Here is a 25,224-nt window from a genome sequence, read left to right on the forward strand (position 1 = left end):
CGGTCGGCATGCCGGAGGGCGGAGCCGAGGGTGGCGAGCTCCCCGGTCGCGGCCGCTTCACGACCGTCCGTTCCGGCACGGGCACGGACTCGGGCGTCGTCACGGTTGCCGTCGCGGTCGCCCTCGCCGGAGCCGGTGCCCCGGAGGGCGATCCGAACGGCACCCAGCGCACACCCCCGCTACGGACCACGCCACCGGTCAGCGGCAATGCCGGGCCCACCGGCGTCGAGCCCACCGGCATGACCTCGACGACCGCGCCGGGCACCAACGGTATGGACCTCTCCGTCCAGGTTGCGACACCCTCGCCGTCGACGGCGAAGCCGTCGACGCGCACCGTGAACGCCCCACGGACGACAACTCGCACCTCGGCGTCGACGACGGCCGCCGCGACGAAGTCCGGCAGGCTGCTGAGAGTCCCGCGCGAGAGGACCTCGACGACCGTCAGCGGCGCGATGCCGCGCTCGGCGAGGTCGACCACGTCGGCGAGCCGGTCGGGGGTCGTGAGGACCACTCCGTCCACCGTCACGAGGGTGGCGAGCTCACCCGCCAGATACCCCGCCGGATACGTGGTCATCGCCGCGCCCCGGCCGTCGGCATCGTGTTCTCCGCGGGCCGCTCGTCATCACCGGCGACGTCGACGACGACCACCGTCACGTTGTCGTGCCCGCCGGCCGAGACGGCTGCGCCCACCAGCGTGTGCACGGTCTGGGCCGGCGGTGCGTGCTCGGACAGGATGTGCGCGATGGCGGTCTCGGAGATCTCCGAGTGAAGTCCATCCGAGCACAGCAGCAACCGCGAGCCGGGCTCGGCGGGCACGAGGGAGAAGTCTGCCTCCGAGTCCGTCAGCGCACCGATCGCGCGTGTGATCACGTGTCGCTCGGGATGCCCGAGCGCCTCGTCGCGGGTGATCACTCCCGCGTCGATGAGCTCCTGGATCACCGAGTGGTCTTTGGAGATCTGGTCGAGCACCCCGTCGGCGTAGGAGTACGCCCGGGAGTCGCCGATGTTCGCGAGCAGCCAGTAGCCACGGCCGTCCTCGAGCACGTACGAGGCGGCGATCAGGGTCGAGCCGGGGGCCGAGGTGAACTCCGCGGCCAGCGCAGCCACGCTCCGCCGTGACGTCTCGATGGCGGCGTCCAGGTCCGAGGGATGCACCACGACCTGGCCACGCAGCGGGACGAAGGACTCCACGACCAGCCGGCTGGCCACGTCTCCCCGCGCGTGGCCGCCCATGCCGTCGGCGACGAGGAACACCGGAGGTGCGGCCAGACACGCGTCCTCGTTGAGCGATCGCACCTGACCCGGGTGGGTCGCCGAAGCGAAGACGAGGTGCGCCGCGCCGTCCGGCGACAGCCACGAGCCGGCCGCCGTTGTCCTGGACTGCACCTTCGTCTCCCGAGCATGCCGATGTCCCACCCCCGGCGGTAGGACACTGGTGGGCACCATATCGCGCCGTAGGGTGGAGCCATGACCGAGAAGCCCGAGATCGACTTCGTTGACCCCACCCCGCCCACCGACCTCGTGGTCACCGACCTCACCGTCGGCGACGGCCCCGAAGCAGCCGCCGGCCACACCGTCTCGGTGCACTACGTCGGCGTGGCCCACTCCACCGGCGAGGAGTTCGACGCGTCGTACAACCGCGGCGCGCCGCTGCAGTTCAAGCTGGGCGTCGGCCAGGTCATCCAGGGTTGGGACACCGGCGTGCAGGGGATGAAGGTCGGCGGCCGCCGCCAGCTCGTCATCCCGCCCCACCTCGGCTACGGCGACCGCGGCGCCGGTGGCGTGATCAAGCCCGGCGAGACTCTGGTCTTCGTCGTCGACCTGCTCGGGGTGAGCTAGCGGCCCTTCACCAGGGCAGGTTGTCAGGGGCGTCCCCTGCGACGACACGTGCGGACTGGGCTGCCACCGAGACCACGTCGCCGGTCGTCAACTGACGTCCGCGGCGGGTCTCCGGCTCGCCGTTGACGCGCACCATCCCGCCTGCGAGCAGCGCCTTCGCGTCCGAGCCGGACTCGACGAGGTTCGCGAGCTTGAGGAACTGACCGAGCTTGATCGATCCGTCGGAGATCGGGACGTCCATGGGATCGGGCATGGGTCCAGCCTAGGGCCGTCAGTGCAGCGCGACGGACACGGCGTGGATCAGCAGGCCGACCAGCCCGCCGACGATCGTGCCGTTGATCCTGATGAACTGCAGGTCGCGGCCGACGTGGAGCTCGATGCGGCGCGCGGCCTCCTTGCCGTCCCACCGCTCGATGGTGTGGGTGATCACGGCAGTCAGCTCGGCGCCGTACCTGTCGACGGCGAAGACCGCGGCGTCCGCGGCCGCCTTGTCGAGGCGGTCGCGCAGCGCCCCGTCGGACCGCAGTCGAGCGGAACCGGACTCGACCTCGACGAGCAGACGGCGTCGTACGGCGCCGTGGGGGTCGCCCAGCGAGGTCAGCAGCGCCTTGCGCAGGGCGTTCCAGAGCGAGATCGCGGTCGCGATCACCGCGGGATGGTCGAGCACGCGCTCCTTGAGGCGCTCTGCGCGCTGCTGGGTCGCCGGGTTGTCGAGCAGATCCGCGGAGAGCTGGCCGAGCATCGAGTCCAGCGCCTTGCGGGCGCGGTGCTCCTGGTTGCCTCGGATCTCGGCGATCCAGCGCACCATCTCGAGGTGGAGCCTGTTGATGACGTAGGTGTTGACACTCTCCGGAGCCCACCACGGGGCCCGCTCCCCCAGGACCTCGCGCACCGTCTCGGGGTTGGCGACCAGCCAGTCGTGCATCTCCTCGAGCATGAGGTCGACCAGGCCGTGGTGAAGGTCGTCACGGAGCGCCTCGGCGAGCAGCCCGCCCAGCAGCGGCGCGATCGACTCCTCACGGAACCGCGGCACCAGCGCCTCGGTGACCAGGGACTCGATGTGGTCCTCGCGGACCTTGCTCAGGCCCAGCGCCGCGATCTCGGCGACCTCGTTGACGACCCGTTCGGCGTTGGCGGGCTCAGCGAGCCAGTCCGCGACGCGCTGCGCGACCCCGACCCCGAGGACCCGCTCGCGGATGATGTCCTCCTGCAGGAAGTTCTCCCCGACGAACTCCTCGAGGCCCTTGCCGAGGTCGTCCTTGCGCTTGGGGATCAGCGCCGTGTGCGGGATGGGCAGGCCCAGAGGGTGCTTGAACAGCGCGGTGACCGCGAACCAGTCGGCGATCGCGCCCACCATGGAGGCCTCGGCGCCGGCGTTGACATATCCCAGGACACCATCGTCCTGACCGAGCGTCGCGCCGTAGACCGCCGCGGCGAGGAGCAGCAGCGAGACCGCGACGGTTCGCATCCGCCGCAGGGCACTGCGGCGATGGGCGTCGGCTGAGGGGTCGGTCGTGATGAGGGGGCCGGTCACGACCGTCATCCTTCCGCAAAAGCAAAGGCGGCCCCGGATCATGGATCCGGGACCGCCCGACGCGCCGCGAGACCCCCCAGTCACCGCAGCACGCCGACCATGTGGCCACCGGTCGAGCCGGCGGCCACCGGTGGCCTTGTGTGATATTCAACGAATCATATCGGCCAAGGTTCCGGATATCCGTGATGTCTTGTCACGGAAATCTCGGGCAGCGGTGTGAGCCGCGTCACATCGGCGAGCGCGGCCGACAGTCGCGCCCCGAAGCCAGCAGTTACTGTCGCGCGAGCCACTCCGCGAAGGACTCGGTGCCGAGCATCGCGCCCTCGCCGGGGAGCAGTCCACCGTCGGCGATCTGCCGTGCGGCCCTGCCCATCATCGGCACCGGGACGACGACAGCACGCCGTCCCCCGGCGGCGCACCACTCGTCTCACCATGTCATCCATCCGCTCCTGCCTCGGCCCGCCGAGATCAGCGGCCAGGCCGCGTGGCTCTCCGAGCGCCAGGTCGACCAGTGCCCCCGCGACCTCGCGCGCTGCGACCGGCTGGGTGAGCATCTTCGGCGCCATCGCGAACGGTCCCGGGCTGCGCTCGACGATCTGCTCCGCGAACTCGTGGAACTGCGTCGCTCGCAGCACCGTCCACGGCACCGTCCCGGCCGCGATCAGCTCCTCCTGGCGGCGCTTGCCGAGGTAGTACGGCAGGTCCACTCGGTCGCAGCCGACGATCGACAGCGCCACGTGGTGGCGCACACCCGCCCGCTCACCGGCGGCCAGCAGGTTCGAGGTGGCGGGCGCGAAGAAGGCGACCGACTTCTTGCCGCTCAGCGTCTGCACGTTGCTCGTGTCGATCACCGCGTCGACACCGTCCATGGCCGCGTCCAGGCCCTCACCGGTGGTCACGTCCACCCCCGCGGCGCGGGAGATCACCACCGTGGTGGCACCCGCCTCTTGGAGCGAGACGACCACGTGGCGTCCGACCACTCCGGTGCCGCCGGCGACAGCGACCCTCCGACCTTCTGCACGCACGGCGTCAGGCTACCCGCGCGCCTCGAGCGCCGCAGTCAGCAGCGCGACCAGCGCCTCGGTCTGCAGGTCGATCGCGGCCCCCTCGACCTCCTCGCCGGCACCGTCGAGAGCCCGGGCGGCGAGCCCGGCCTTCTTGTCGATGAGCTCGGCGATGCGGACGTCCAGCGTCTGCGTGGCGATCACCCGCCATGCGGTCACCGGCTCCGCCTGCCCGATCCGGTGCACCCGGTCGATCGCCTGGGTCTGCTCGGCGTCCGTCCAGGACAGCTCCGCGAGCACCAGGTTGGAGGCCACCTGCAGGTTGAGCCCGACGCCGGCGGCGGTCAGCGAGCAGACGGCGACATGGACCTCGGGGTCGCTGACGAAGGCGTCGATCTGCTTCTGACGCACCGTCGAGGTCTGGTCGCCGCGCACGGAGCTGTACCTGATGCCCCGCTCCGCGAAGGTCTGCTCGGCGATGTCCATCACGTCGATGTGCTTGGCGAAGAAGACGACCTTGCCGACGTTGCGCGCGAGCTGCGCGGTGTAGTCGGCCGCGAGCCCCGCCTTGGCCTGGCCGATCCGGCGGAGCATGCCGAAGACGTTCTCGCCGGTCTTGGTCGACGTGTCCTCCCGCTCCCAGGTCGCGACGCGACGCACGAGCTCGTGGTCGATGCCCTCCACCACGGCGCCGCTGCGACGCGTGGACAGCGCGGCGTCGTACCGCTCCACCATGCGGCGCGCGAGCTCCTGCTCCGCCCGGCGGATCGACCGTCCGGCCTCGCCCTCGAGCTCGACGGGCATGTCGGCGATGCGGCGGGCAGGGATGTCGGCGGCGACGTCGATCTTGCGACGGCGCACGATGCCCTGCTCGACCACAGCGCGACGTGCTGCGGGGTAGAAGCCGGGGTCGGCCGGAGTGAGTGCGACCTCCTCCAGCGACTCCATCAGCTCGCCCTGCGGCACCACCGCGTCGATCCAGCCGAGGAACTGCCAGATCGCACGGAAGTCCTCGATGTCGTTGATCAGGGGGGTGCCGGTCAGCGCCATCAGGAGGGGTCGGGCGATCCGCTCACGGATCTTCGCGGAGAGGTGCAGGACGTTCTGCGACCGCTGCGACGCCTTGTTCTTGATGTAGTGGGCCTCGTCGACGATCATCCCGCGCAGACCGTGCTGGGCCAGCCAGCCCGTGTGCCGGTCGAGGATCTCGTAGTTGACGATGATGACGTCGGCGAAGCCGTCCACGTCCTCGCCGTCCCCATGCACGACCGTGGCGCGCCGGTTGGGTGTCCAGAGCTCCACCTCCCGCGCCCAGTTCGTCTTCACGACGTTGGGCACGACGGCGAGCAGCGGGAACGCGCCGGCAGCCTCCGCGGCCAGGAGCGCCTGGGCCGTCTTGCCCAGTCCGGGCTCGTCCGCGAGCAGGAAGGTGCGGTGGCCGGAGGCAGCGGCCGCGACGAGCTGCGCCTGGTGCGGCATCAGCTCGCGGCCGACCGGAGCACCGTGGCGACCGGTCAGCTCGGTGAGGCTGTCGGCGTCGGGCAGCGGCATGCAGGCGGGCGCGTCCGGCGCGGCACGCTCGAACGAGCGGAACAACGGCTCGAGCAGCTCCCAGCCGGCGAGGCGCCGCGGGCGCACCTGAGCGCGGGCATGGGAGAAGTCGGGCACCAGGAACGGGTTCGACAGCTGGCGGGCCTGCACGGAGAGCGGGATCCGGCGCTCCAGCTGCGTCGACTCGTCCTCCTCGACCTCCGGCTCCGGCTCCGGCTCGGGCTCGTCGACGCCGGCCTTGCGCAGCAGCTCGCGACGCATCGCCTTGGCAGACTCGGAGACCACAGCGTTCTCGTCGAGCAGCGTGAACAGCGTCGAGTCGCGAGCCGCGGTCTGGGCGAGGATCGTCGCGATGCCGTCGAGCCGCTTGAGCTCCTCGCTCCGCTTGCTGTCGGAGAGCGACTCGTCGGCCTTCACCCGTGCCCGCTCCTCGCGGGCAAGGAGGGCGACGACCTGGAACTTGGCGCGCACTTCGGGCATGGCCGATCGGCGGGCGACCGCCGCCTCGACCTCGCGTACGGCGCGCGCGAGCTGAGGGATGATCCCCTCCTCGTTCCGACGCTGACGCGCCGGCTGAGTACGGCGCTGCTGCGTCGTACCCCGTTGGCCTCGAGCCACAGGTGTCCTTCCGATGCGGACGGATCCGCAGAGTTCGCCGGCGGCTCGCGCTGCTGCGGGAGGGCGCCGATCGGGTGCTCCTCGCCAGGAGAGACGTCCTGGGGCGGCATCCCGGCGGTGGTCTCCACATTAGCGCACGGCCGTGCCGGCCGTCCGGCGAGTGCCGATGCCGGACTCACAGGGTCCTGCCAGGTGCGGCGAAGGCCATGCCAAGAACCGCCGGCGATGGTGAGGGTCGAGGGTCCGCACACCGCGGACCACGAGAGGAGCAAGACGTGACCAAGCACCGCATGAGGGCCGCTGCCCTGTTGGCCGCCGGCGCCGTCGCCGGCGGCGCGACCGCTGTGTCCCTGTCCGCCAACGCCGTGGAGGGCGAGGACAGCACCACCGGAGCGGCAAGCGCCGAGGCCCGTCCGGGTGGGGACCACGGTGGCCCGGGAGGACACGGCCGAGGATTCGGCGCCGACACCGCCGAGCTGGCCGAGTCGCTCGGCGTCACCGAGGAGAAGCTCGAGGCCGCCCTCGAGGCGGTGCGCAAGGACCTGGCTCCCGACGAGAAGCCTGCCGACGGCGAGGAGCGGACTCCGCCGACCGAGGAGGATCGGGCGGCGCGCACGGCGGCATTCGCCAAGGCGCTGGCCGACGAGCTCGGCATCGCGGAGAGCAAGGTGACGGCCGCCCTCGAGTCGATCCGGTCGGCCGACGCCGCCGAACGCCGCACCGAGCTCGGCGAGCGGCTCGACCAGGCGATCGAGGACGGGAAGCTCACCGCTGCGGACAAGACGTCCGTCCTCAAGGCCTACGACGCCGGGGTGCTCGGCGGGCCTCGCTGAGCAGATGCGCCGGTTCGCGCCGCGAACTTCGCCGGTTCGTGGCGCGAACTGCGCCCCTTCGTGGGACGAGGTGAGCCGATCGGTCCAGATTCGCTACCTGCAAATGTCTTCCGGCCCGAGGTCCGCACAGGGACCATGGGTCGATGCCCACCTACGGCAACTACTGCCCCGTGTCGATGGCGGCCGAGGTTGTCGCCGACCGCTGGACGCCTCTGATCATCAGGGAGCTGGTTTTCGGCAACACCCGGTTCAACGACATCGCGCGGGCGATGCCCGGCATCTCGCGGTCCCTGCTGGTGCAACGGCTGCGCCACCTGGAGCGTCGCGGGGTGCTCGACACGTGGCCGTCGCCGACCGGCCGCGGTAGCGAGTACCACCTCACCCCCGCCGGCCGGGACCTCGAGCGGGTCATCGACAGCCTCGGCCGCTGGGCGATCGAGTGGCTCTTCGACGAGATCCGGCCGCAGGACGTCTCCGCGAGCACCCTGATGTGGTGGATGCACCGCCGGATCGACCACGACCGGCTGCCATCCGTCCGCACGGTCATCGAGTTCCGGCACACCGCGCCCGAGTCGATCTCGACCTGGCTGGTGATCGAGGGCGGCGACGCCTCGGTCTGCATGCAGGACCCCGGCCTCCAGGTCGACGTCGAGGTGGTCGCGACCACCCCGGCGCTCGCCGACGTCTTCCAGGGGTACTGCACCTGGGCCGAGGCGCTCGAGGCCGGCCGGATGGCGGTGGCCGGGCCGCCCGGGCTGACCGGCGCACTCCCCGGCTGGTTCCTCTGGAGCCCGTGGGCCCAGGCGACGCGGGAGCGCGCGGACCGGGCCGCCGCCAAGAAGACGGCCACCCAGCCCGAGAAGGCGGGACCCGTCGCCACCACCGCCGCGGCGACCGTGGCCGTGGCGGCAGCGGCGGCGTTCAACCTGACCGACGGCGAGTCCGACGGCTCCGCCTGACGCTTCCACGGCGTGGACGGCACATCGACCTGTGTCAACATAGATGCATGTCGAAGTCCTTGGAGCTGACGCCGGTCCAGACCGTGGCCTGCTGCTCGCCCCTGCTTGCCGAGGCGATCCCCCAGGAGCAGGCGGAGCAGATCGCCCCGCTGCTCAAGGCGCTGGCCGACCCGGTGCGCCTCCGGCTGCTGTCCCTGGTCGGCGCCGGCGCGGGGGGCGAGGCGTGCGTGTGCGACCTCAACGACGCCTTCGACCTCTCGCAGCCGACCATCAGCCACCACCTCAAGGTGCTGCACGAGGTGGGTCTGCTGGACCGGGAGAAGCGCGGGGTGTGGGTCTACTACCGGGTCAACGCCGCCGCCCTCTCCGACCTGGCCGGGCTGCTCGGCCGCACGGCCCAGTGACCGCACCGCGGCGCGCCGACCTGGTCCGCAACGCCGTCTCGGAGCTGATCGGGACCGCGCTGCTGGTCGCCGCGGTCATCGGCTCCGGGATCATGGCGACCCGCCTCTCACCCGACGACGTCGGCCTGCAGCTCCTCCAGAACAGCATCGCCACCGGCGCCGTGCTGGTGGCGTTGATCCTCACCCTGCAGCCGGTCTCCGCGGCGTTCAACCCGGTGGTCACCCTCGTCGAGGTGCTGCTGCACCGCGTGACTGCCGCCGCCGCGGTCGTCCTGGTCGCGGCCCAGGTCGCCGGCGGGGTCGCGGGCGCCGTACTCGCGAACCTGATGTTCGACCTCGACGCGGTGGCGATGGCGACCACCGAGCGCAGCGCCGCTCATCTGTGGCTCGCGGAGGTGGTCGCCACCTTCGGGCTCGTGCTGGTCGTGTTCGGCGCGATCCGCACCGGCCGGACCGAGACCATCGCCTACGCCGTCGGCGGCTACATCGCTGCCGCCTACTGGTTCACCTCCTCCACGAGCTTCGCCAATCCGGCCGTCACGGTCGGTCGGATGTTCTCCGACACCTTCGCCGGCATCGATCCCAGCTCGGTTGCGATGTTCGTCTCGATGCAGGTCGTCGGCGGCCTGCTCGGGTACGGCGCCGTGCGAGTGCTGTTCCCGACCACGGTCGTCCACTCGACCGCCCCCACCCGGTCCGAGGCGACCCGACCAGGAAGGTCCTCCTGATGACCAAGCCGACCGTTCTCTTCGTGTGCGTCCACAACGCCGGGCGCTCGCAGATGGCCGCGGGCTACCTGCAGGCACTGGCCGGCGACCGCGTGGAGGTGCTCTCCGCAGGCTCCCAGCCGGCCGACCAAATCAATCCGGTGGCCGTCGAGGCGATGCGGGAGGAGGGCATCGACATCGCGGGCGAGCAGCCCAAGGTGCTGACGACCGAGTCGGTGCAGGCCTCCGACGTGGTGATCACGATGGGCTGCGGCGACGAGTGCCCCTACTTCCCCGGCAAGCGGTACGAGGACTGGAAGCTCGACGACCCGGCCGGCCAGGGCATCGAGGCCGTCCGGCCGATCCGCGACGACATCAGGGCGCGGGTCGAGGCGCTGATCGCGTCCCTCGGCGCGTGAGCGTCCGATCGGCGGCGTAGCGAGGATCACCTTTGCAACTAGTTGCATAGGGGCTGCTGGCAAGGCACGCTTAGGCCCATGGCCCTCGAGCACGCGATCCTCGTCTCCCTCAGCGAGCGGGCTGCATCGGGCTCGGACCTGACCCGCCGCTTCGATGCCTCGATCGGCTTCTTCTGGAGCGCCACGCACCAGCAGATCTATCGCGTGCTCGGTCGGATGGAGGCGGACGGGTGGATCACCGCCGAGGTCGTCCCCCAGGCCGACCGGCCCGCGAAGAAGGTCTACGTCGTCACCGGCGCCGGCCGGGCCGAGCTGCGCCGCTGGATCGCCGAGCCGACCATCCTCGACCCGGTCCGCAGCGACATCGTGGTCAAGATGCGCGGCGCCACGCTCGGCGACCGCACCGCGCTGCTGGACGACGTACGACGCCAGCTGGACGAGCACGCGAAGCGGCACTCGCTCTACGAGTCCATCGCCGCGCGCGACTTCCCCGCGCCGGGAAACCTGCGTGACGCCGACCTCGACATGTTCCTCGTGCTGCGGGGCGGACTCCTGATGGAGGAGTTCTGGATCCGCTGGCTGACCGAGTACCTCGACGCTCACACCGACCAGCCCCACCGGCACCAGCCCGACCGTCCCGACCAGCCCGACAGCAAGGAACTCGACCGATGACGTCGTACCCCCTCCTCACCAGCCCTGCCACCGTCGGCGGCCTGGCCCTCCAGTCCCGCGCGGTCATGGGTTCCATGCACACCGGGCTGGAGGACCGTCCCTGGCACGTCGACGAGCTGGCGGCGTACTTCGCCGAGCGCGCCCGCGGTGGCGTCGGCCTGATCGTGACCGGCGGCTACTCCCCCAACGTCCGCGGCTGGCTGCTGCCGTTCGGCTCGCAGATGACGACGCGACTCAACGCGCACCGTCACCAGCGGGTGACCTCCGCGGTGCATGCCGAGGGCGGTCGGATCGCGCTGCAGCTCCTGCACGCCGGGCGCTACGGCTACACCCCGTTCAGTGTCAGCGCCAGCGCGACCAAGTCGCCGATCACGCCGTTCAAGGCGTCGGCGCTCTCAGCGAAGGCGGTGGAGCGAACCATCAACGACTTCGTCGACAGCGCCAAGCTGGCCCGCAAGGCGGGCTACGACGGCGTCGAGATCATGGGGTCCGAGGGCTACCTGATCAACCAGTTCCTCGCGGCGCCCACCAACCGTCGTACGGACAAGTGGGGCGGCAGCGTGGAGAACCGCATGCGCTTCCCCGTCGAGATCGTCCGCCGGATCCGCGAGGAGCTCGGCCAGGACTTCTTCGTCATGTACCGAATGTCGCTGCTCGACCTGATCCCCGACGGCCAGACCTGGCAGGAGACCGTCGAGCTGGCCCACCGGATCGAGGCCGCCGGCGCCAGCGTGATCAACACCGGCATCGGCTGGCACGAGGCGCGGGTCCCCACGATCGTCACCAGTGTGCCGCGTGGCGCGTGGGTCGACACCACGATCCGGCTCAAGCGGGAGGTCGGCATCCCGGTCTGTGCGAGCAACCGGATCAACACCCCTGACGTTGCCGAGTCGGTGCTCGAGCGGGGCGTCGACCTGGTCTCGATGGCCCGGCCGTTCCTCGCCGACGCCGACCTCGTCTCGAAGGCGCGCGACGGCCGCGCCGACGAGATCAACACCTGCATCGGCTGCAACCAGGCCTGCCTCGACCACACCTTCCAGGCCCAGCGCGCCTCCTGCCTGGTCAACCCCCGTGCCTGCCACGAGACGACGCTGGTGATCGGCCCCACCCGCGACGCGAAGCGGGTCGCGGTCATCGGGGGTGGACCGGCCGGGCTCTCCGCCGCCGTGACCGCCGCCGAGCGGGGCCACGCGGTCACCCTCTTCGAGGCGTCCGAGGAGATCGGCGGCCAGTTCCGGCTCGCGATGCAGATCCCGGGCAAGGAGGAGTTCGCCGAGACCCTGCGCTACTACCGCCGCCGGATGGAGGTGCTCGGCGTCAACGTCAAGCTCTCCACCCGCGCGACCCGGGAGCTGCTCGAGGGCTTCGACGAGGTCGTCGTCGCCACCGGTGTCGAGCCGCGCACCCCCGCGATCCCCGGCATGGACCACCCGAAGGTCGTCTCCTACCCCGACGCGATCACCGGCCGGGTCCAGGTCGGCGCCAGGGTCGCGGTGATGGGCGCCGGCGGCATCGGCTTCGACGTCACCGAACTGCTCACCCACGAGCCCGAGACGCTCGAGGAGTGGAAGGCGCACTGGGGCGTCACCGACCCCGATCTGGTTCCCGGTGGCGTCACCGCCAAGACGCCGCGCACCGCGAGGCGAGAGGTCTGGCTGCTCCAGCGCAAGGAGTCCGCGCAGGGCAAGGACCTCGGCAAGACCACCGGCTGGGTGCACCGGGCGGTGGTGAAGGACCTCGGGGTCCACCAGCTCACCGGAGTCAGCTACGACCGCATCGACGACGCCGGCCTTCACCTCACCATCGACGGCGAGCCCCAGGTGCTGGACGTGGACCACGTCGTGGTCTGCGCCGGCCAGGAGTCCGTCCGCAGCCTGTACGACGACCTGCTGGCCTCGGACTTCCCGGGTGCCGTGCACCTGATCGGCGGCGCGGACCTCGCGGCCGAGCTCGACGCGAAGCGGGCGATCAGGCAGGGCACCGAGCTGGCCGTGACGCTGTAGCGGGGGGCTGCGCGCACGTCAGCTTTCCCAAGGGATGCAGGCGAACCGACGCTTCCCAGCCTCTGCACGCCCGGGGAAGTGCAGGTTCGCCTGCATCCCTTGGGAAACCTGCAGATCGCCCAGCCCCCCACCCCATCAGTCCGCGCCGGACCCGGTCCGCTCGAAGTCACCGGTCCGGGTCACCCGGACGAGCGGGCCGAGGCCGGCGCCGAGGAACAGGAGGGCGGCGACGAGGTAGGTCTGCACCAGACGGGGGTCGCCCACCGCACGGTGCGCCACCACGGCGAGGGTGGCCGCGACCGCGGCGACCAGCAGGTTGACCGCGGCCCGGCGCTTGCCTCGCGCGAGCTCCTCGGGAGAGGGGTACGGGCCGAAGGGATCGGGCTTCGTCGGGCTCAAGAGGACCTACAGCTGGCTGGGAGCGGGTGACGTCAGTCGCCGACAGTAGTCGCCGGACCGGGCCGCCGTCCCGCGTTCGCGTCGACCTTCCGTCGTCCCAGGAGCGAAAGACCCGGGCTTCCCGGTTGACCGGCCTGGTACCGGTTACCACCTGAGGATGACCGAGACCATCACCAGAATGAGCAAGACCCACCCTGCCGGGAGCCTCGAGAACAACGAGCTCCTCGCGCGCTGCGTGGCTGCCTGCCTCGAGTGCGCCCAGGCCTGCACCGCCTGCGCCGACGCCTGCCTCAGCGAGGAGATGGTGGCCGACCTCCGCTCCTGCATCCGCGGCGACCTCGACTGCGCCGACGTCTGCGGCACCACGGCGCGCGTCCTCTCCCGCCGCACCGGGTACGACGCCGCGACGACCCGCTCCGTGCTGGAGGCCTGCGCTCAGGCCTGCAGGTCGTGCGGCGAGGAGTGCGCATCCCATGGCGACATGCACGAGCACTGCAAGGTGTGCGCCGAGGTGTGCCGGCGGTGCGAGGAGGCGTGCCGCGAGCTGCTCGCCGTGCTCTGAACCTCATCCCGGACTGCGGCCGCCGAGTTCACGACCGGACTGCAGCTGGCGGAACGTGACCGAGTACCGCAGCTCCGTGACCGGCGGGATGCTGTGCTGCCAGACCCACCGCGCGGCGCCGGTCAGCACGTAGGCGGAGCGCTGCGGCAGCGGCTCCTCGTGGACCCGCCGCTCGCCCCCGACAGCGCGCCGCTGGAACCGCATCACGGCATCCGAGCCGAGCGAGACGCCCAGCACCACGTGGCCGAAGACGAGCGCATCCTTGTGCCAGCCGATGCCCGATCCGGCGCGGTACTCCGTCACGAGCCCTTCGACGAACGACTCGGGGTGCTCGCCGGCGAGGTCCGCGCAGCGGGTCCGCAGGTTCAACAGGTACGTCGGGATCGGCATGGCCGCGGTTGCGGTCCGGGCGTCGAAGTCGTACCCCGCACCGAAGTGACAGGCGCGACGCCGCGACGCGACGCCACGCATCACCACCGGCTGGAGGTCGAGGGACGCGAAGCGGCCCACCAGGCGCGCCTCCTCCCCCACAGATAGGACGTCCTGGTGGACCACCAGACCTGCCGGCCGCTCCTGCACCCCGCGCATCCGCGACATGCCCGCGACCGGTTCCCAGCACGCGTCGGTCAGCTCGATGGCGGACCAGGGTTGATGTCACCGCGCCAGGCACCGGACTCGGTGCCGCGCGCCTCGATGAACTCCTTGAACCGCTGGAGGTCGCCCTCGGTCCTCTTGTCGACAATCTTGAGCGCGTCGCCGGCCTTCTCCACGATGCCCTCGGGCTCGAACTCCATCCGGAGCGTCACGCGTGTGCCCTGGCCCAGGTCCTCGGGCGCGAACGAGACGGTTCCGACGTTCGCCGCGCCGTCCACCGCGCGCCACGTGATCCGCTCGTCAGGGGTCTGGTCGACGATCTCGGCGTCCCACTCACGGGATACGCCCGCGATCTTCGCCTTCCAGTGGAGGTGCTTGTCGTCGAGCTGCTTGACCTCCTCCACACCCTCCATGAACTGGGGGAAGGTCTCGAACTGCGTCCACTGGTCGTAGGCGGTTCTCACCGGGACGTCTACGGTGACCGTCTTCTCGATGGTGCTCATCAGCGCTCTCCTCTCGTCGTGTCCTGGACTGCGGTACCCGAGGACGCCGAGAGAAACCCGTCGACCAACCAGTTGTCTGGCGCGATCTGGTGCCGATAGACCATCAGGAGCGGTGCTGCGGAGCAGCTCCGCCGTCCACCGGACCTGGGAGGGACCATGACCGCCGCCGCACAGCCTGCTGACTCGCAACAGCCGCAGACCGCCGCAACCGGCCTGTCACCGGAGCTGGAGGAGGTCATCGTGGAGATCGCGCACTCCGAGCGCGCGCTCGACGAGCTGATCGACCGAGCCGACCGGATGCACCGGAGCAACATCCACCACGGCCCGGGGTCCTGCCTAGTCTGCTTCGCCGAGCAGTGAGCGCGCCCTGAGCTACACCTGCTAGAGGCCGATCAGGTCGAGGTAGTACTCGCCGAGGTGGCTGGCGCCGAGGATCGACGCCCAGGCGCCGAGGATCATGAACGGCCCGAACGGCACCGCGCTCTTGCGGCCGGCCCGGCTGGCCGCCATCAGCAGCACGCCGGCCACGGCGCCCAGCAGGAACCCGAGGAACGCGCCGACCAGCAGCGACCCCCACGACAGGTAGGCGGTCATCCCGCCGACGATGCCAGCCAGCTTCACGTCGCCGAACCCCATCCCGCCCGGGGCGGCCATCGCCACCGCGAAGAAGAACCCGAAGAGGATCGCCGCGCCCAAGCCGGCCCGCAGCAGCGACTCCCCGTCCCAGCCGATCGCGAGCAGCGCCCCGAGGACGACGTACGACGGCAGCACGATCGCGTTCGGAAGGCGGCGGGTGTCCAGGTCGATCACGGCCAGCACGACGCCGATCGCCGCGAAGGCCAGGTACGCGGGCAGCAGCCGCAGCTCGTCGCCGAACCGCAGCGCCGTCAGCACGAACAGCACCCCGGTGCCCGCCTCCAGTAGCGGGTAGCGAGCGCTGATCGGCGCCCCGCAGTCGTAGCACCTGCCGCGGAGCACCAGCCACCCGAGCACCGGTACGTTGTGGCGCGCCCGGATCTCCGTGCCGCAGTCCGGGCAGGCGGACGGAGGACTGACCACCGACTCGCCTCGTGGCAGCCGGTGGGCGACCACGTTGAGGAAGGATCCGATCGCCAGTCCGAGCGCGCCGGCGAGGGCGGCGACGGCCGCGACGGGGATCTCGTTCAGCGGACGTGGCTCCAGCTCAGCACGGTCATCTGCCGCTGCGGTGGTTCGGGCATGCCACTAGGGTCCCAGACCTGCACCCGCAGCTTGAGCGCCAGCCTGTCGGGGGCAACGCTGCACGTGGCCTGACCGGGGCACAGGTAGACCTTGAGCTGGACGAGCGTGCCGCCGAATCCCCAGCCGGGCGAGTTGTCCGGCAGCTCGATCACGGGTCCCTCGTAGGCGAAGGCTCCGGTCTCGCGGATGGCGAGCGACCGCGCGACCACGCCGAACCGCATCACCTGGGCCGTTGCCTGGTTGAGGTTGAGGTCGAGCCTCGAGATCGGCGCGTAGGTCGTGCCCTGGATGTAGAGATGGTTCTTGTAGTTGGTGGGTGTCGACAGCATCGCGCCAGGGGTGCCGCCGCCGCAGTCACGGCCGACTTGCAGGCAGTTCGACGCGCCGAGGCCGACGTCGTTCTGCGCGCGGAGCTGGGGCACGTAGTAGGTCAGTTCCAACCGGACCCCGTCGAGACCCGCCGACTCGTTGAGCTTGAGCGTCGCCGCGAAGTCGATGCCGAAGGCGGTGAGGCCGTTGTCGTGCACCGCCTTCTGCAAGGCGCCCCACCCGGGCTTGGTCGACAGGTCGACGACGTCGGTAGTGCTGGCGAGCCTCACCGGGAGGTCGAAGGCGGGCATCGCGGACCCGCCGGCCGGGGTGACCTTGATGGTGGACGCGGCCGTCGTCTCGTTGTGGGTGACCCGCAGGACCGCGCCCTTGAGCACGGACCCCTTCGGGAGACTCGCGGGCGGGGTGAGGCCGGTGAGTGAGATGGTGCCGGTCTGGGTGCCGCTGGTGGTCTTGGTCCACGTGGCTCCGCCGTCGCCGGGACCCCGGACCTCCTCAGGCGTGGGCGTGTTGAAGGTGCCACTCGGCGAGACCGACACGCCGGTCGCAGTCAGCGAGTCGCCGTCGTCACCCGACGCGTCGCTGAGCACGATCGGGGTCGCCGTTCCGGCCTTGAGCGCATAGAGGACGATCGGCGGCCGGTCGGCATGGTAGCTGCCGCAGATCTCGGCGTTGGCCCCGTCGTTGACCTTCATCCGGCTCTCGCCACCGAACACGAACTGCACGCCCACGGTCGTCACGTCGTCGATGGGGTTCTGGCACGAGCCGGGGTAGCTCGGGTTCGCGACGTCTCCCATCGGCGTGCCGGCGACCAGGTCACCCTGGCCGACGACCCACTCGCTTCCCCCGCTGGGGGCCACGTCGGCGTCGAAGAGAGGATCGGCGGTGTTGTTGTGGAAGTCGAAGTAGTAGGTGCCGGGCTTGAACCAGAAGGTGCTGGCCTTGCAGGCGTTGACCGTGCTGTTGGTGATGGCGTTCAGCGCTCTGGCGTCGTCGTAGTAGCCGGGCTCGAACTCGACCACCCCGTCGCAGGCCGACGTGCCGGGCACCTGTTGCCACGGCGGAACGCCGGTGCCCGCCAGGGCGATGTCGCTCGGATAGTCGGGGTCCGGCACCGTCACGGCACTGCAGTCCACCACGGGCGCCTTCATGGCCGCGATCGGCGAGCACCCGGCGTTGGCACGGATGCTGGTGCTGGAGCGGATGTCACCGTTGTCCGCGACGATGTTGGAGTTGGACCAGATCCCGCCGTGCACCCGGAACTCGCCGATCGAGTTGCCCTGGGGCTTGGCGTAGAGCCCGGTCTCGCCACCGGTGCCGAGCGTGAGGATCGCGTTGCCCGGCTTGTTGGCGTTGGTGATCGGGACCGGCGAGCCCTGGGCCCCGGTGGCGTCCTCCGCCTCGCAGGTCACCGCCGCCGAGGTCGGCGCGCCCTGGCGTCCGGTCGCGGGATAGAGGTTCGGCAGGACCAGAGTGTCGACGGCACTGTTGTCGGTGTTCCTGCCGAAGCACCCGGACCCGTCGAAGGTGTTGTTGAAGCCCCACCCCGGCGGCTTCGGGTCGGTGCCGGCCCAGTGACCGGTTCGCAGACCGTTGATCGCCACCTGAGCGGCTCCGTCGGCGGCGTACGACGATCCGGCCACCTCGCGCAGCGCGACCGTCGCCCGCAGGCTGCCGTCACCGCGGGTGAGCACGATGCCGACCACGAGCGACACCACGGTCACGACCAGGATCGCCATGATCAGGATCGCGCCCTCGTCGTCGCCTGCCCGTCGACGACGGGCCGTCAGGCGGATCATGTCTGTCTCCGTTCACCCGTGAGCGTCGCCGCATAGGTCGAGGTGCCGTGCCCGTCCGGGTCGACGACGGTGAGCGCCATGGTGACGACGACCGGCACCGCGCTCGCGTCGCAGTCCGCAGCCGTGCCGTCACACTTCACCGTCGGCACGACAGAGAGGTTGTCCGCCACCTTCACCGTCGCCGGCGCGGTCCCGCACCGCACCCGGAGGAGGTCGTAGGTGGTGCCCTGCAGCTGGGCGACGTAGCTGACCGTCACCTTCACCGGCGGGTCGGTCGAGCTGAGCGAGCTGTACTCGCTCCACGCCAGGGTGACGACCTCCGTGCCCGCCGGCAGGGCACACGCCGGTGTGACGTTGACGGACTGCTGCAGGGGGAACGAGTGGACGGCCGGGTCGTTGTCGTAGGCACCGCGCACGCCGATGCTGGCCACGTCCCGCTGCCAGTACGCCGCAGCGAACTGCACGTCGTGGGACTCGGTCAGCCGCGCCTGCGTGTCGACGGTGTGCTTGAGGTAGCTGATCACCACGCCGGCCAGGCCCGACGCGATGATGCCCATGATCGCCACCGTGATCACGAGCTCGGGAAGCGTGAAGCCGGCGTCCTCGCGCAGCCTCCGGCGCGCGCCGCGGATCAGCTCGTGCACGGCGCAACACTCGGATCGCAGGAACGGCGCAGGATCACGGTCAGCGTCTCGGCGGCACGGTTGTCGGTGCTGCGGACGGTGAGCTGCAGCTTCTGGACGCCCCGGTCGTCCGGGCAGGTCGCCGGACCGCCGGCGCCTGCCAGCGGGACCGCCGCCGCATGGGTGGCCGTGTAGCCCGTGGGCAGGTCGAGCTGGCTCATCACCGCCGGCACGTTGTAGCCGTTCGATGCGGCGCAGGGCTGGTAGTTATCCACCCCGGGCGCGGTGACGTGCTTCTCGATCGCCTCCGCGTAGCTGCGGACATAGGCACCGCCGGTCGTCTGCTTGCGATGCATGTCGGATGCCTGGACGCTCAGCTGGACCCCGGCGAGGATCGCGACGGCTGCGAGGCTCAGGATGACGAGCGCGACGAGCGTCTCGACCAGCGTCGCACCGGCATCGGAGCCGAGGTCAGGGCGAGCATCCATCAGATGTCGACCTGGGTGAAGATGCCGTACATCGCCGAGATCAGGGCGACCGCGACGAACCCGACGATCACGCCCATCACGATGATCACGATCGGCTCGAACAGCGAGGTCAGCTTGTTGATCTTGTAGTCGAGCTCGACCTCGTAGTACTGCGCGGTCAGCTCGAGCTGGTCGTCCATCGAGCCGGTCTCCTCACCGACCCGCAGCATCGAGGTGGCGGTGCCCGGGAACAATTCGGTCCGAGCCAGCGGCGTGGCGATGCCCTGACCCTCGAGCATCGCCTCCCCGACCAGGCTGAGTCTCCTGATGAAGACCCGGTTGCGCAGCGCGGCCGTCGTCACCCTGAGCGCCTCGGGCAGGTTGACACCCGCGCCGACCATCGAGGCGAGCACCCGGCAGAACCGCTCCACCAGCGCGTACTGGATTGTCTCACCCAGCACCGGGACCTTGAGCAGGAAGGCGTCCCGGGCGTACTTCCCAGGCTCGAACCTAGTGATCACGACGAAGAGCAACACAATCGTGCCGAGTCCGCCGGCCAGCGCCCACCACCAGTTGCCCAGGAACCCCGTGAAGCCGAGCAGCATCCGGGTGGGCAGGGGGAGCTCGGCGTCGAGGTCGGCGAAGAACTGCTCGAACTTGGGCAGCACGTAGACCGCAAGGACCCCCACGACGAACACGGACAACCCGGCCACGACCATCGGATACATCAGCGCCGACTTGATCTTGCGGCGTGCCTCCAGGTCGCGCTCGATGTACTTCGAGAGCCGGGCGAGCACGGTGTCGAGCTCTCCGGTGAGCTCTGCCGACCGCACCATGCCGCGGTAGAACTCCGGGAAGACTCTCGGGAAGCGCTCCAGGCAGTCGGAGAACCGCTCTCCGCTGCGGAGCCCGTCCTCGATCTCGTTCATCATCCGGCGCACCGAGGAGTTCTCCGCCTCCGATCCGATCGAGTGCACGGCGTCCAGGATCGGCAGGCCCGCTCTGAGGAACGCACCGATCTGCCGGGACAGGTGCATGACGGCGTCCCGCTTGATCCGCGGACCGGAGATCTCGTACTGGAGGACGCTCTTCTTCTCAGTCACCCGCAGATCGCGGAGCTCCCGCTCGTAGAGTGCGATCTCGGCGTCACCGCGGCTGCCCGCCCGCTCGACGCCCTTGACCGGCCGGCCTTCCGTCGTGGTGCCCACATAGGCGAACTTCGGCATCGTCAGACTCCTGCGACATAGATGGAGCGCATCACTTCGGCGGCCGTGGTGGTGCCGTTCTCGACCAGCCGCACGGCCTGCTCCTGGAGGGTTCGCATGCCCTGGGTCCGGGCCACCTTGCGCATCTGGTCGTGCGGCGCACGCTCGATGATCAGCTCGCGCACCTCGTCGGTCACCACGAGCAGCTCGTAGACGCCGATCCGCTCCATGAACCCCGTGTGGGCGCAGAAGTGGCAGCCGGTGCCGTGCACGAACCCGCCCTCGGGCTCGCCGGCGCCGAAGGCGCGCAGGAAGCCGAGCTCCTCGGGCGACGGCTGGTAGACCGCCAGGCACGAGGTGCAGCTGCGCCGGACCAGGCGCTGCGCGACCACCGCCGTCACCGAGGAGGCGATCAGGAACGACTCGATGCCCATGTCCAGCAGCCGGTAGAGCGCGGACACCGCCTCGGTGGCGTGCAGCGAGGAGAGGACCAGGTGGCCGGTCAGCGCGGACTGCACGGCGATCCGCGCGGTGTCGACGTCCCGGATCTCGCCGACCAGGATGATGTCGGGGTCCTGACGCAGGATCGACTTGAGCCCACCGGCGAAGGTGATGCCGGCCTGCTCGTTGATCTGGATCTGGTTGATGGAGTCGAAGGTGTACTCCACCGGGTCTTCGATCGTCATCAGGTTGCGGTCGGGGCTGTTGAGCTCGCCCAGGGACGCGTAGAGCGTGGTGGTCTTGCCGCCGCCGGTGGGACCCGCGCAGATGACCATGCCGTAGGGCGAGTGGATCAGCGCGCTATAGCGGTCGGCGGTGTCCGGCGGCATGCCGAGCTGCTCGAGCTTGAAGAGAGACCGGCTCTTGTCGAGCAGCCGCATCACGACCTTCTCGCCCCCGACCACCGCCGTGGTGGCGACCCGGATGTCGACCTCGCGGCCCTCGACGGTGATGCTGATCTGGCCGTCCTGCGGGCGCCGGCGCTCGACGATGTTCATCCCGCCCAGGATCTTCACCCGGCTGACCAGCGCCGGGCCGATCGAGCCCGGCAGGTCCAGCACGTCGGCCAGGGCGCCGTCGATGCGGTAGCGGACCCGGACCCGGTCACCGGTCGGCTCGACGTGGATGTCGGACGCGCGGTCGCGGAGGCCCTGGGTGATGATCATCTGGACCACCCGGACGACGGGCGCGTCCTCGCTGGCGCTGACCCCGTCGAGATGGGACGCCTCGCGACGCAGGGCGTCCCGCGCCTCGAACGCCTGCACGTGGCTGCCGACGTCCTTGGTCGCGCGATAGGCCGTGGCCATCGCTCGCTCGAGGTCCCGGTGGGTCGCGACGACGGCGCGCACGGGCCGCCCGACCGCTGCGGTCACCGCCTTCACCCGCGCCGGCGACGGATCGACCACGGCCACCGTGACGGCGTCGTCCTCGACCGAGATCGGCAGGGCCTGGAGTGCCACCGCCTGGTCGCGGGGCAGCACCGCCGCCGCCTCCGGGTCCGGGGTGGTGTGGCGGAAGTCGAGGAGGACCGTGCCGTAGTGGGCTGCGACGGCGCGGGCGATCAGCTCGTCCTTGACCAGCCCCGAGGAGATCAGCCGCTGCGCGAGGGTCGCGCCGTCCTTCGAGGCGCGCGCCGCGTCGACCTGGTAGGGCTCGACCAGACCGGCCGCGACCAGGACCCTCGCGAGACGCTCCTCGTCCTCGTCCCGGCTCGGAGCGGACGAGACGGGATCGGCCCGGTGCTTGCTCCTGACCTTCATCGCTGCTGCGCCGCCGGGACGCCGACGCCCGCGCTGAACCGCGGGCGGGCCTCGATGTCCTTGGGATAGAGGCTGCGGGCGACCGCGTCCTGCTCGGCCACGACGCCCTGCTGCACCAGGTGGGAGAGCGACTGCTCGAGGGTGACCATGCCGTCCCGTGACCCGGTGACCAGCGAGTTGCGCAGCTGGTGGGTCTTGCCCTCCTTGATCAGGTTGCGCACCGACGGGGTGGCGACCAGGACCTCGTGGGCAGCCACCATTCCGCCGCCGATGCGAGGGATCAGCCGCTGGTAGACCACACAGCTCAGTGCGGCCGCGAGCTGCACCCGGATCTGCGCCTGCTGCTCGGCGGGGAAGACGTCGATCATCCGGCCCAGCGACTGGGCGGTGTCGTTGGTGTGCAGGGTGGCGAACACCAGGTGCCCGGTCTCGGCCACGGTGAGTGCGAACGCAATCGACTCCAGGTCGCGCATCTCGCCGACCAGCAGCACGTCGGGGTCCTCGCGCAGCACGGACCGGAGGGCGTTGTGGAAGCTGTCGGTGTCGGTGCCGACCTCGCGCTGGTTGACTGCGGCGCGCTTGTGGTCGTGGACGTACTCGATCGGGTCCTCGACGGTGATGATGTGGCAGCCGCGGGTCTCGTTGATCAGCCCGACCAGCGAGGCGAGCGTCGTCGACTTGCCGGAGCCCGTGGGTCCGGTCATCAGGATCATGCCCTGGTGCTTCAGCGACAGGTCACGCAGGATCGGCGGCAGCCCGAGGTCGTCCGGGTTCGGGATCGTCCGCGGGATCATCCGCAGCGCCACGGCGGTCAGGCCGCGCTGGGTGAAGGCGTTGCCGCGGATCCGAGCGTGCTCGCGCCAGGAGAACGAGAAGTCGTACTCCTTCCGAGCATCCCAGGCGCCGTGCTGCTCGGGCAGGAGCACCTCGGCGACCAGGGCGTCGGTGTCGTCGGCGGTGAGCACCGGCTCACCAGTGACGGGGGCGAGGTTGCCGTCGACGCGGATCATCGGCGGCAGGCCGACGGTCAGGAGAAGGTCGGTGCCCTTCGCGTCCCAGAGCGCCTCGAGGAGGCGGTCGACGCGGTCACCGATGCGGTGCAGGTGGGAGGACAAGGGTTTGCGCCTTCCGGAAGGTCCGAAGGAGGGCCGCCGCCGAGCGGCGGCCCTCCGCTGGAACGAGCGTCCTCGGGTCAGCCAGCAGAGCAGGGCGCGTCGGCAACCATGGTCAGGCTGCCGTTGGCAGCGTCGGCGCTGGCGACGTACTCCGGAGTGCCGGCCCGGAGGAAGCCCCCGGACTGCAGGTTCGCAATGGTGGCGTAGCTGCCGTTCTTGGCGTAGTGCGCCTCCTCGGCGGTGGCGACGGTCTTGACCTCGGCCTTGCAGGCCGAGACGCCACCCCGGTCCACGATGCCGCGGACGGAGAACGCCACGATCGCGGCCAGGATGCCCAGGATCACGATGACGATCAGGAGCTCGATCAGGGTGAATCCACCCTCGTCACGACGGACGTTGCGGGCGCGGGAAAGTGCGTTTCGAAGCATGGTTTTGTCCTTAGCATCTCGGAGTATGTGGCAGCCCCCGAGTGCTGTGCCAACAGAAACACCGGCACCGATCTCGCGTTATGGGAACGACGAAATATTCCCGCTATCGTCCCGTTTCTTTACTTTTCAATCACAGATACTTTTACCAATTTCTCGTCATATCTGGCCTTTATCGCCGATCAGCGGTCACGGGCGGCCGCCTTCAGACCGCCGAGGCCACCCACGGCAGCACCAGCTCCTCCCACAGGTCGACGTTGGCCTTCCGGAAGAACCCGTGGTGGCCGACCCGGCGCCCGTCGAGCTGTGCCGGCGAGTACCGCTGGCGCACCTGGTCGGCGTTGACGTACCAGTCGTGGAGGTGCTTGATGCTCTCGGCGCTCAACAGCTCGTCGTCCTCGAACGACAGCGACATCAGCGGCGCCTTGACCGAGGCGAAGAGGCCCGGCGCCTCGGGGTGGTCGGCCTGGAGGTACTCCGGGTGCCGGCACCAGCGCCCCCACTGCCGCATCGCGCCGGCCGGTACGTCGGCGAGCATCCGCAGCCGTGACCCTGGGTAGTAGCCCGCCACCCGGATCGCGAGTGGAGCCACGACCGCGAACAGGAGCGGCGTCACCCACTTGATGCGCGGCGCATTGCGGCGCCAGTAGCCGTCGCCTGCCGCGACGGTGATCACCTGCGCCAGCCGACCGTGGTCGACGAACGGCACCATCTGGCCGCCGAGGCTGTGACCGACCCAGGTGATGGGGAGGCCGTCCGCCGCGTCCGCGACGGCGTCCAGGATCAGGGCGGCATCGGCGAACCAGCGGTCGACGTCCGCGGTCTCGGCCCGCATCTGCGCAGGCCCGCCCATGCCGCGGTAGTCGAAGGTCACCGCGCGGAACCCCTGCTCGGCCAGCCAGCGGCAGAACGGCTCGTAGAACGAGGCGGCCGTCGCCATCGCCGGCACGACGAGGACGACGCCCACCGGCGCCTGCGCGGGCTCGTAGGTCACGAGCGGGAGCTCCCGACCGTCGTCGGCGACGACGCTCGAACCGAGGTTATGACGAGTGTTATATTCCATGGGCCGAGAATATGACGATCGTCATACGCCGCGCAATAGGATGTGCCCATGGCCCGCGACACTCGCTCCCGAATGGTGGTCGGTGCTGCCCGGATGGTCGGCACCCGCGGACCGGGCGCGACCAGCCTGCGCGACCTCGCGAAGGAGGCGGGCGTACCGCTCGGCTCGACGTACCACCACTTCCCCGGTGGCAAGCAGCAGCTCGTCGACGAGTCGGTACGGTTCCTCGGCGAGCGCGTCACCCGGCTCATCGAGTCGTCGCGTGAGGGCGGTGTGGACGGCGCCCTGGACGCCCTCGTGGCGCAGTGGCGGACGGTGCTCGAGGAGAGTGGCTTCCGGACCGGTTGTGCGGTGCTCGCGGTCGCCACCGAGGACGACCCGGAGCTGCGCCAGACCGCCACCGACGTCTTCTCGATGTGGCAGGACCGGCTCGTCGCAGTGCTCGTCGACGCCGGCACCAGCGCCGACCACGCGCCGCGGCTGGCGCGGACGGTCATCGCCGCCCTGGAGGGTGGTGTCGCCCTGTGCCGGGCCGAGCGCTCGATGCGCCCTTTGGAGGACGTGAGCGAGGAGCTGCGAGCGATGATCAGGGCCAGCGCCGCTCGCTAGGCGTCA

General features: G+C 70.4%; 28 protein-coding genes and 1 pseudogene. 11 read left to right on the forward strand and 18 right to left on the reverse strand.

What is annotated here, in order from left to right:
* Together E7Z54_RS16565 and E7Z54_RS16570 are read right to left on the reverse strand one after the other, a co-directional pair.
* Positions 1–574, reverse strand: a pseudogene (locus E7Z54_RS16565) (hypothetical protein); the annotation flags it as partial.
* A complete protein-coding gene (locus tag E7Z54_RS16570) occupies positions 571–1,386 on the reverse strand; it encodes a PP2C family protein-serine/threonine phosphatase (RefSeq protein WP_206056320.1) in 816 nt (271 codons plus the stop codon). The pseudogene E7Z54_RS16565 and the gene E7Z54_RS16570, both read right to left, overlap by 4 nt.
* An 81-nt stretch (positions 1,387–1,467) precedes the next feature.
* Between E7Z54_RS16570 and E7Z54_RS16575 the strand changes: the two genes are divergently transcribed.
* Positions 1,468–1,839, forward strand: coding sequence for an FKBP-type peptidyl-prolyl cis-trans isomerase (locus E7Z54_RS16575; protein WP_136435575.1), 372 nt, complete (start codon positions 1,468–1,470; stop codon positions 1,837–1,839).
* A gap of 7 nt (positions 1,840–1,846) precedes the next feature.
* Here E7Z54_RS16575 and E7Z54_RS16580 read toward each other — a convergent pair whose 3' ends face one another.
* The 4 genes from E7Z54_RS16580 to E7Z54_RS16595 form a co-directional block, all read right to left on the reverse strand.
* Positions 1,847–2,092 carry an RNA-binding S4 domain-containing protein gene (locus E7Z54_RS16580; protein WP_136435577.1) on the reverse strand — a complete coding sequence of 82 codons (246 nt, stop codon included), beginning with the start codon at positions 2,090–2,092 and terminating at the stop codon, positions 1,847–1,849.
* An 18-nt stretch (positions 2,093–2,110) separates the two neighbouring features.
* Positions 2,111–3,382 carry a DUF445 domain-containing protein gene (locus E7Z54_RS16585; protein WP_136435579.1) on the reverse strand — a complete coding sequence of 424 codons (1,272 nt, stop codon included), beginning with the start codon at positions 3,380–3,382 and terminating at the stop codon, positions 2,111–2,113.
* A gap of 146 nt (positions 3,383–3,528) precedes the next feature.
* Positions 3,529–4,398 (reverse strand): SDR family oxidoreductase, encoded by an 870-nt coding sequence (locus tag E7Z54_RS16590; protein ID WP_206056322.1) that lies wholly within the window; start codon positions 4,396–4,398, stop codon positions 3,529–3,531.
* A 9-nt stretch (positions 4,399–4,407) separates the two neighbouring features.
* Positions 4,408–6,408, reverse strand: a complete 2,001-nt coding sequence (locus tag E7Z54_RS16595) for a DEAD/DEAH box helicase (protein WP_240769739.1) — start codon at positions 6,406–6,408, stop codon at positions 4,408–4,410.
* Between the two features lie 413 nt (positions 6,409–6,821).
* On the opposite strand from E7Z54_RS16595, the gene E7Z54_RS16600 reads away from it, so the two are divergent.
* From E7Z54_RS16600 to E7Z54_RS16630, 7 genes are all read left to right on the forward strand, one after another.
* The gene (locus tag E7Z54_RS16600) at positions 6,822–7,379 is read left to right on the forward strand and encodes a hypothetical protein (RefSeq protein ID WP_206056323.1); all 558 of its coding nucleotides are present in this window, start codon (positions 6,822–6,824) and stop codon (positions 7,377–7,379) included.
* A gap of 143 nt (positions 7,380–7,522) precedes the next feature.
* Complete coding sequence (locus tag E7Z54_RS16605) at positions 7,523–8,338, forward strand: winged helix-turn-helix transcriptional regulator (protein WP_136435583.1); 816 nt, start codon at positions 7,523–7,525, stop codon at positions 8,336–8,338.
* Positions 8,339–8,385: 47 nt separating this feature from the next.
* Positions 8,386–8,742, forward strand: coding sequence for an ArsR/SmtB family transcription factor (locus tag E7Z54_RS16610; RefSeq protein ID WP_136435585.1), 357 nt, complete (start codon positions 8,386–8,388; stop codon positions 8,740–8,742).
* A complete protein-coding gene (locus E7Z54_RS16615; RefSeq protein ID WP_136435587.1) occupies positions 8,739–9,470 on the forward strand; it encodes an aquaporin in 732 nt (243 codons plus the stop codon). Before E7Z54_RS16610 ends, E7Z54_RS16615 begins: the two co-directional genes overlap by 4 nt.
* Complete coding sequence (locus E7Z54_RS16620) at positions 9,470–9,868, forward strand: arsenate reductase ArsC (RefSeq protein WP_136435589.1); 399 nt, start codon at positions 9,470–9,472, stop codon at positions 9,866–9,868. The genes E7Z54_RS16615 and E7Z54_RS16620 overlap by 1 nt, the downstream gene beginning before the upstream one ends.
* Positions 9,869–9,946: 78 nt before the next feature.
* Positions 9,947–10,540 (forward strand): PadR family transcriptional regulator, encoded by a 594-nt coding sequence (locus E7Z54_RS16625; protein ID WP_136435591.1) that lies wholly within the window; start codon positions 9,947–9,949, stop codon positions 10,538–10,540.
* Positions 10,537–12,543 (forward strand): NADPH-dependent 2,4-dienoyl-CoA reductase, encoded by a 2,007-nt coding sequence (locus E7Z54_RS16630; protein ID WP_136435593.1) that lies wholly within the window; start codon positions 10,537–10,539, stop codon positions 12,541–12,543. Before E7Z54_RS16625 ends, E7Z54_RS16630 begins: the two co-directional genes overlap by 4 nt.
* A 135-nt stretch (positions 12,544–12,678) precedes the next feature.
* Here the strand turns inward: E7Z54_RS16630 and E7Z54_RS16635 are convergent, their stop codons facing one another.
* The gene (locus E7Z54_RS16635) at positions 12,679–12,942 is read right to left on the reverse strand and encodes a hypothetical protein (RefSeq protein ID WP_136435594.1); all 264 of its coding nucleotides are present in this window, start codon (positions 12,940–12,942) and stop codon (positions 12,679–12,681) included.
* A gap of 157 nt (positions 12,943–13,099) precedes the next feature.
* Here E7Z54_RS16635 and E7Z54_RS16640 point away from each other — a divergent pair, with 157 nt between their 5' ends.
* Positions 13,100–13,504 (forward strand): four-helix bundle copper-binding protein, encoded by a 405-nt coding sequence (locus tag E7Z54_RS16640; RefSeq protein ID WP_136435596.1) that lies wholly within the window; start codon positions 13,100–13,102, stop codon positions 13,502–13,504.
* A 3-nt stretch (positions 13,505–13,507) separates the two neighbouring features.
* Here E7Z54_RS16640 and E7Z54_RS16645 read toward each other — a convergent pair whose 3' ends face one another.
* Both E7Z54_RS16645 and E7Z54_RS16650 read right to left on the reverse strand, forming a co-directional pair.
* Positions 13,508–14,101: an alpha-ketoglutarate-dependent dioxygenase AlkB gene (locus tag E7Z54_RS16645; RefSeq protein WP_136435598.1), complete on the reverse strand. Its 594-nt coding sequence runs from the start codon at positions 14,099–14,101 to the stop codon at positions 13,508–13,510.
* Between the two features lie 29 nt (positions 14,102–14,130).
* Positions 14,131–14,601: an SRPBCC family protein gene (locus E7Z54_RS16650; RefSeq protein ID WP_136435600.1), complete on the reverse strand. Its 471-nt coding sequence runs from the start codon at positions 14,599–14,601 to the stop codon at positions 14,131–14,133.
* Positions 14,602–14,757: 156 nt separating this feature from the next.
* On the opposite strand from E7Z54_RS16650, the gene E7Z54_RS16655 reads away from it, so the two are divergent.
* Positions 14,758–14,961 (forward strand): hypothetical protein, encoded by a 204-nt coding sequence (locus E7Z54_RS16655; RefSeq protein WP_136435602.1) that lies wholly within the window; start codon positions 14,758–14,760, stop codon positions 14,959–14,961.
* Positions 14,962–14,982: 21 nt separating this feature from the next.
* Here E7Z54_RS16655 and E7Z54_RS16660 read toward each other — a convergent pair whose 3' ends face one another.
* The 9 genes from E7Z54_RS16660 to E7Z54_RS16695 all read right to left on the reverse strand — a co-directional run bounded on the left by E7Z54_RS16660 (position 14,983) and on the right by E7Z54_RS16695 (position 24,609).
* Positions 14,983–15,783 (reverse strand): prepilin peptidase, encoded by an 801-nt coding sequence (locus tag E7Z54_RS16660; protein WP_346763555.1) that lies wholly within the window; start codon positions 15,781–15,783, stop codon positions 14,983–14,985.
* The gene (locus E7Z54_RS16665) at positions 15,765–17,951 is read right to left on the reverse strand and encodes a hypothetical protein (RefSeq protein ID WP_136435605.1); all 2,187 of its coding nucleotides are present in this window, start codon (positions 17,949–17,951) and stop codon (positions 15,765–15,767) included. The genes E7Z54_RS16660 and E7Z54_RS16665 overlap by 19 nt, the downstream gene beginning before the upstream one ends.
* The gene (locus E7Z54_RS16670; RefSeq protein WP_168798382.1) at positions 17,948–18,595 is read right to left on the reverse strand and encodes a PulJ/GspJ family protein; all 648 of its coding nucleotides are present in this window, start codon (positions 18,593–18,595) and stop codon (positions 17,948–17,950) included. The genes E7Z54_RS16665 and E7Z54_RS16670 overlap by 4 nt, the downstream gene beginning before the upstream one ends.
* The gene (locus tag E7Z54_RS23380; protein WP_168798383.1) at positions 18,583–19,062 is read right to left on the reverse strand and encodes a type IV pilus modification PilV family protein; all 480 of its coding nucleotides are present in this window, start codon (positions 19,060–19,062) and stop codon (positions 18,583–18,585) included. The genes E7Z54_RS16670 and E7Z54_RS23380 overlap by 13 nt, the downstream gene beginning before the upstream one ends.
* Entirely contained in the window at positions 19,062–20,267 is a 1,206-nt protein-coding gene (locus E7Z54_RS16675; protein WP_136435609.1) for a type II secretion system F family protein, read from the reverse strand. Before E7Z54_RS16675 ends, E7Z54_RS23380 begins: the two co-directional genes overlap by 1 nt.
* Before the next feature lie 2 nt (positions 20,268–20,269).
* Positions 20,270–22,006, reverse strand: a complete 1,737-nt coding sequence (locus tag E7Z54_RS16680; protein WP_136435611.1) for a GspE/PulE family protein — start codon at positions 22,004–22,006, stop codon at positions 20,270–20,272.
* Positions 22,003–23,121, reverse strand: coding sequence for a type IV pilus twitching motility protein PilT (locus tag E7Z54_RS16685; RefSeq protein WP_240769740.1), 1,119 nt, complete (start codon positions 23,119–23,121; stop codon positions 22,003–22,005). The genes E7Z54_RS16680 and E7Z54_RS16685 overlap by 4 nt, the downstream gene beginning before the upstream one ends.
* 77 nt (positions 23,122–23,198) lie before the next feature.
* Positions 23,199–23,549 (reverse strand): type IV pilin protein, encoded by a 351-nt coding sequence (locus tag E7Z54_RS16690; protein ID WP_136435613.1) that lies wholly within the window; start codon positions 23,547–23,549, stop codon positions 23,199–23,201.
* 202 nt (positions 23,550–23,751) lie between these two features.
* The gene (locus E7Z54_RS16695; protein WP_136435614.1) at positions 23,752–24,609 is read right to left on the reverse strand and encodes an alpha/beta hydrolase family protein; all 858 of its coding nucleotides are present in this window, start codon (positions 24,607–24,609) and stop codon (positions 23,752–23,754) included.
* A 48-nt stretch (positions 24,610–24,657) separates the two neighbouring features.
* Here E7Z54_RS16695 and E7Z54_RS16700 point away from each other — a divergent pair, with 48 nt between their 5' ends.
* Positions 24,658–25,218, forward strand: a complete 561-nt coding sequence (locus E7Z54_RS16700) for a TetR/AcrR family transcriptional regulator (protein WP_136435616.1) — start codon at positions 24,658–24,660, stop codon at positions 25,216–25,218.
* The last annotated feature ends 6 nt before the right edge of the window (positions 25,219–25,224 follow it).

The organism is Nocardioides sp., assembly GCF_004803405.1.
Classification (GTDB): Bacteria; Actinomycetota; Actinomycetes; order Propionibacteriales; family Nocardioidaceae; genus Nocardioides; species Nocardioides vastitatis.

Coding starts and splice junctions, on each gene's coding strand:
- E7Z54_RS16585 (WP_136435579.1), bottom strand. CDS start 3,382: ATGACGGTCGTGACCGGCCCCCTCATCACGACCGACCCCTCAGCCGAC.
- E7Z54_RS16700 (WP_136435616.1), top strand. CDS start 24,658: ATGGCCCGCGACACTCGCTCCCGAATGGTGGTCGGTGCTGCCCGGATG.
- E7Z54_RS16675 (WP_136435609.1), bottom strand. CDS start 20,267: ATGCCGAAGTTCGCCTATGTGGGCACCACGACGGAAGGCCGGCCGGTC.
- E7Z54_RS16650 (WP_136435600.1), bottom strand. CDS start 14,601: ATGAGCACCATCGAGAAGACGGTCACCGTAGACGTCCCGGTGAGAACC.
- E7Z54_RS16610 (WP_136435585.1), top strand. CDS start 8,386: ATGTCGAAGTCCTTGGAGCTGACGCCGGTCCAGACCGTGGCCTGCTGC.
- E7Z54_RS16580 (WP_136435577.1), bottom strand. CDS start 2,092: ATGCCCGATCCCATGGACGTCCCGATCTCCGACGGATCGATCAAGCTC.
- E7Z54_RS16595 (WP_240769739.1), bottom strand. CDS start 6,408: ATGCCCGAAGTGCGCGCCAAGTTCCAGGTCGTCGCCCTCCTTGCCCGC.
- E7Z54_RS16605 (WP_136435583.1), top strand. CDS start 7,523: ATGCCCACCTACGGCAACTACTGCCCCGTGTCGATGGCGGCCGAGGTT.
- E7Z54_RS16575 (WP_136435575.1), top strand. CDS start 1,468: ATGACCGAGAAGCCCGAGATCGACTTCGTTGACCCCACCCCGCCCACC.
- E7Z54_RS16655 (WP_136435602.1), top strand. CDS start 14,758: ATGACCGCCGCCGCACAGCCTGCTGACTCGCAACAGCCGCAGACCGCC.
- E7Z54_RS16645 (WP_136435598.1), bottom strand. CDS start 14,101: ATGTCGCGGATGCGCGGGGTGCAGGAGCGGCCGGCAGGTCTGGTGGTC.
- E7Z54_RS23380 (WP_168798383.1), bottom strand. CDS start 19,062: ATGGATGCTCGCCCTGACCTCGGCTCCGATGCCGGTGCGACGCTGGTC.
- E7Z54_RS16630 (WP_136435593.1), top strand. CDS start 10,537: ATGACGTCGTACCCCCTCCTCACCAGCCCTGCCACCGTCGGCGGCCTG.
- E7Z54_RS16625 (WP_136435591.1), top strand. CDS start 9,947: ATGGCCCTCGAGCACGCGATCCTCGTCTCCCTCAGCGAGCGGGCTGCA.
- E7Z54_RS16690 (WP_136435613.1), bottom strand. CDS start 23,549: ATGCTTCGAAACGCACTTTCCCGCGCCCGCAACGTCCGTCGTGACGAG.
- E7Z54_RS16620 (WP_136435589.1), top strand. CDS start 9,470: ATGACCAAGCCGACCGTTCTCTTCGTGTGCGTCCACAACGCCGGGCGC.
- E7Z54_RS16665 (WP_136435605.1), bottom strand. CDS start 17,951: ATGATCCGCCTGACGGCCCGTCGTCGACGGGCAGGCGACGACGAGGGC.
- E7Z54_RS16680 (WP_136435611.1), bottom strand. CDS start 22,006: ATGAAGGTCAGGAGCAAGCACCGGGCCGATCCCGTCTCGTCCGCTCCG.
- E7Z54_RS16695 (WP_136435614.1), bottom strand. CDS start 24,609: ATGGAATATAACACTCGTCATAACCTCGGTTCGAGCGTCGTCGCCGAC.
- E7Z54_RS16640 (WP_136435596.1), top strand. CDS start 13,100: ATGACCGAGACCATCACCAGAATGAGCAAGACCCACCCTGCCGGGAGC.